Source organism: Corallococcus sp. RDP092CA (assembly GCF_041903675.1).
GTDB lineage: Bacteria > Myxococcota > Myxococcia > Myxococcales > Myxococcaceae > Corallococcus.
Map to the genome: position 1 here is coordinate 1 of NZ_JAYESI010000070.1, position 5,377 is coordinate 5,377.

1 protein-coding gene is annotated in these 5,377 nt (G+C 69.3%); it reads right to left on the bottom strand.

Annotated features, from left to right (window positions below):
- On the bottom strand, positions 1-5,342 hold a 5,342-nt coding region (locus U8525_RS34050), incomplete at its 3' end, for an amino acid adenylation domain-containing protein (protein ID WP_374270903.1).
- Positions 5,343-5,377 lie beyond the last annotated feature (35 nt).

Below are 5,377 nucleotides of genomic sequence, written 5' to 3' on the forward strand. Positions count from 1 at the left end.
GTGCCTCGCTTCACTCCCTGGCTCCTCAGCTGGTGCGCCAGCTGGTTCGCCTTCGCGTCCAGCTCACCGTACGTCAGCGACTCTCCGCGCCCCGCGGACTTCAGCGCCACCGCGTCCGGGGTCCTCCTCGCTTGCTCCTCGAAGAGGGCATGCGCGGAGGCGGTAGGCGGAGGCAGGGCTCCGGTCTGATTCCACTCGACCAGCAGCCGGCTCCGCTCCGCCGCATCCGTCAACGGTAGCCGGGTCACCGGTTCGTCGGGCCGCGCGACCGCACCCTCGAACAGCATGCGCAGGTGCTCGGCCATGCGCTGGATGGAGGACGCTTCGAACAGCTCGGTGCTGTACTCCACCGCGCCGGCCAGCCCCTGGGCGGTCTCCAGGAAGAAGAGGCTCAGGTCGAACTTCGCCGTCCGGCTCTCCAACTCCAGCACCTGGAGCTTCACGTCCGGCAGGCTCGCCTTTCTGGCCGGGACGTTCTGCAAGGCGAACATGGATTGGACGAGCGGCGTGTAGCTGCGGCTTCGCTCGGGCTGGAGCACCTCCACCAGCTTCTCGAAGGGGATGTGCTGGTGCTCGAAGGACTCCAGCGCTCCCTGCTTCACCCGTCGCACCAGGTGGAGGAAGTCCGGCGCGCCCGACAGGTCCGTGCGCATCACCAGCGTGTTGACGAAGAAGCCGATGAGGCCCTCCGTCTCCGCCTGCGTGCGCCCGGCGACGGGGGTGCCCACGCTGATGTCCTGCTGACCGGAGTAGCGCGACAACAGCGCCTGCCAGCCCGCAAGCAACACCATGTAGAGCGAGGCCTCCTCCTGCTGCGCCAGCGCGCGCAGGCGAAGGACCAGAGGCTCCGACAGGCTGAACCGGTGGAGGGCACCCGCATTGCCCCGCACCGCGGGGCGCGGATGATCCGTGGGCAGCTCCAGCACCTGGGGCGCACCCGCGAGCTTCTGCTTCCAGAAGTCCTCTTCCTGTCGCAAGACCTCGCCCTGCAACCAGTCGCGCTGCCACACCGCGTAGTCCGCGTACTGGACCGGTAGCTCCGGCAATGGCGAGGGCAGCCCCTGGGTGAAGGCCGCGTAGAGCGCGCTCACCTCATTGACGAACACCCCCATCGACCAGCCGTCCGAGACGATGTGGTGCATCGTCACCACGAGGACGTGCTTGCGCTCACCCAGCTTCAGCAGCAGCGCGCGCAGCAGCGGTCCGTTCTCCAGGTCGAAGGGGCGGAGGATCTCCTGCTCGATCCTCGTCCGGGCCAGGGAGGCCTGCTCCTCCTCGGTGCACCCGGACAGGTCCCGCACGCCGAGCGACAACCCGGCCTCCGGCCAGACCCGCTGCACCGGACCGGAAGTACCGTCCACGAAGGTCGTGCGCAGTGCTTCGTGCCGCCGCACCACTTCCCGCAGCGCACGCTCCATCGCGCTCACGTTCAACGTGCCGTCCAGCCGCACCGCGACCGGGATGTTGTAGAGCGGGCTGCCCGGCTCCAACTGATCGATGAACCACAGCCGCTGCTGCGCGAAGGACAGCGGACGCGGTGCGCTGCTCGACGTCCGCTGGAGGGGCCGAATCGTCGTGTGCTTCGCGGTGTCCAGGCGGCTGGCGAGGGCCTCCACCGTCGTGGCCTCGAAGAGCGCTCGCAGCGGCAGCTCCACGCCCAGCTCTTCTCGAATCCGGGAGGCCACCCGCATCGCCATCAGCGAGTGCCCCCCCAGCTCGAAGAAGCTGTCCTTCACTCCTACCCGCGGCACCCGCAGCACCTCCGCCCAGATGGCCGCCAGCGTCTTCTCGACCTCATTCCTCGGCGCCTCGTACTCGCGCGACGACGCCACCACCGCCTCCACCTCGGGCAGGGCCTTGCGGTCCACCTTCCCATTCGGCGTCAGCGGCATCCCCTCCAGCACCCGCAGCACCGGCGGCACCATGTACTCCGGCAGCTTCACCCTCAGCCGCTCACGCAGCGCTCCCGCCTCCACCTCCTGCCCGGGCTTCCCCACCACGTAGCCCACCAGCCGCGCTTCCGCCCCTTCTCCCCTCACCACCACCGCCGCGTCCCGCACCTCCTCCTGCTGCCGCAGCACCGCTTCGATTTCTCCCAGCTCGATGCGGTACCCGCGCACCTTCACCTGGTTGTCCGCCCGGTTGACGTACTCCAGCGTCCCGTCCGCGCCCCACCGCACCCGGTCCCCCGTGCGGTACATCCGCGCCCCGGCCTCCCTCCCGTGCCCCTCCGGCACGAAGCGCTCCGCCGTCAGCTCCGGACGCCCCAGGTAGCCCCGCGTCACTCCTTCCCCCGCGATGTACAGCTCCCCGGGCACTCCCACCGGCACCGGTTGCAGCGACGCGTCCAGCACGTAGACGCGCGTGCCCCCGATGGGGCGCCCAATCGGCACCGGGCCCGTCCCCTCCTCCACCTCGTGCGCCGTCGACCAGACTGTCGTCTCCGTCGGGCCGTAGACGTTCCAGACGCACGCGCACCTCTCCCGCAGCGCCTTCGCCAACTCTCTCGGCAGGGCTTCTCCGCCCGTCAGCGCCTTCACGCCCGGGCCCTTCCACCCCGCCTCCACCAGCAGCCGCCACGTGCTCGGCGTCGCTTGCAGCACCGTCGCCCGGCTTGCCTCCAGCAACTCTCCCAGCCGCTTGCCGTCCACCGCCGTCTCTCGCGGCGCCACCACCACCTTCCCTCCCACCGACAGCGGCAGCAGCAACTCCAGCACTGCGATGTCGAACGACAACGTCGTCACCGCTACCAGCACGTCGCTTGCCTTCAACCCAGGAGCCTGTGCCATCGCCGAGAGGAAGCGCGCCACCGCCCCGTGCGGCACCTGCACTCCCTTCGGCCTCCCCGTCGTCCCTGACGTGTAGATGACGTACGCCACCGACTCCGCAGCTATGGCGATTCCCAGCTCAGACGCGTCCTCCTGGACGTACACGTCCGCGTCTCCGTCCAGCGACACGACCTTCGTCGTCGCCGTCTCCAGCCCCTCCCTCAGCGACTGCTGCGTCACCAGCACCGCCATCCCGCTGTCTTCCCTCATGTACGCCAACCGCTCCGGCGGGAAGGACGGGTCCAACGGCACGTAGCTGGCCCCTGTCTTCAGGATGCCCAGCAGCCCCACCACCATCGCCTCCGAGCGCTCCACGTACAGGCCCACCCGCGCCTCGGGCTTCACCCCCTGCTTCACCAGGTGCCGCGCCAACTGGTTCGCCTTCGCCTCCAGCTCCGCGTACCTCAGCTCCCTCCCCTCGAAGTCGACCGCCACCGACTCCGGCGTCCTCCTCGCCTGCGCCTCGAACGCCGAGTGCATCCCCACGCCCGCCAGCGCTTCGGCCTTCGTCTCGTTCCACTCCACCAGCAACTGCTTGCGCTCTCCCTCCGTCAGGAGCGGTAGCGCATCCACGAAGGTATCCGCGCATGCGACCACTGCTTCCAGGAGCACGCGCAGGTGCTCCACCATCCGCGCCATCGTTTCCGGCAGGAAGAGGTCCGCGTCGTACTCCAGGTAGCCGCGCAGGCCCTCCGCCGTCTCCGACACCTGCATCAGCAGGTCGAACTTCGCCGTGCGCGTATCCGGATCCACCGCGCGCAGCTTCAAGCCCGGTACGGACAGCGTCCCCTGCGACACGTTCTGCAAGACAAACATCGCCTGGAACAGCGGACTGCGTGCCATGTCACGCACGGGCTGGAGCGCTTCCACCAGTCGCTCGAAGGGGAGCTCCTGGTGCTCCATCGCCCCCAGGACCGTCTCCCCCACCTGACGCACGAGCGCGCGGAAGGTCATCCCTGGCGTGAACCGGGTGCGCAGCACCAGCGTGTTCACGAAGACACCGATGAGTCCTTCAAGCTCCGCGCGCGTCCGGCCCGCCATCGGCGTTCCCACGCTCACGTCATCCTGTCCCGAGTACCGGGACAGCACCGTCTGCCAGCCCGCGAGCAGCACCGCGAAGAGCGTGGTGCCTTCTTTCTTTCCCAGCGCCTTCAGCGACTCCACCAGCTCGCGCGGCCAGTGGATTTCCTGCCGAGCGCCACGGAAGCCACGCACCGCTGGCCGGGGCTTGTCTGTCGAAAGCTCCAGCGCGGGCGGCGCGCCGCGAAGCTGCTCGCGCCAGTACACCAACTGCCGGGCCAGCAGGCCTCCCTGGAGCCAGCCGCGCTGCCACGCGGCGTAGTCCGCGTACTGGATGGGCAACTCCGGCAGCGGTGACGGACGGCCCTCGGTATAGGCCCCGTAGAGCATCGCCACTTCCCGCACCAGCACGTCCAGCGACCACCCGTCCGACACGATGTGGTGCAGCACCACCATCAGCAGGTGATCCGTCTCCCCCAGCTTCACCACCATCCCGCGGATCAGCGGTCCCTTGACGAGGTCGAAGGGTCGCTGTGCCTCTTCCTCCAGCAGACGCAACGCCGAACCCTCGAGTTCCGCCGTGACATCCCACTCCACCAGCGGCAACTCCAGCCGCGAGTGGATGCGCTGCTCCGGCCCGGCCTCGCCTTCCGCGAAGGTCGTGCGCAACGTTTCATGCCGGCGCACGACCTCCCGCAGCGAGAGCTTCAGCACGTCCAGGTTCAGCGAGCCCTCCAGCCGCATCGCGACCGGGATGTTGTAGAGCGGGCTGCCCGGCTCCAACTGGTCGAGGAACCACAGCCGCTGCTGCGCGAAGGACAACTCCAGGGGCTCTTCGCGCGAGATGCGAGTCAGTGCGGGAGCCGTCGCTCGGCTGCCCTTCTCCAGGCGGCTGGCGAGGGCCTCCACCGTCGTGGCCTCGAAGAGCGCTCGCAGCGGCAGCTCCACGCCCAGCTCTTCTCGAATCCGGGAGGCCACCCGCATCGCCATCAGCGAGTGCCCGCCCAGTTCGAAGAAGCTGTCCTTCACCCCCACTCGCGGCACCCGCAGCACCTCCGCCCAGATGGCCGCCAGCGTCTTCTCGACTTCGTTCCTCGGCGCCTCGTACTCGCGCGACGACGCCGCCACCGCCTCCACCTCGGGCAGGGCCTTGCGGTCCACCTTCCCATTCGGCGTCAGCGGCATCCCCTCCAGCACCCGCAGCACCGGCGGCACCATGTACTCCGGCAGCTTCACCCTCAGCCGCTCACGCAGCGCTCCCGCCTCTACCTCCTGCCCGGGCTTCCCCACCACGTAGCCCACCAGCCGCGCTTCCGCCCCTTCTCCTCGCACGACGACGGCCGCGTCCCGCACCTCCTCCTGCTGCCGCAGCACCGCTTCGATTTCTCCCAGCTCGATGCGATACCCGCGCACCTTCACCTGGTTGTCCGCCCGGTTGACGTACTCCAGCGTCCCGTCCGCGCCCCACCGCACCCGGTCCCCCGTGCGGTACATCCGCGCCCCGGCCTCCCTCCCGTGCCCCTCCGGCA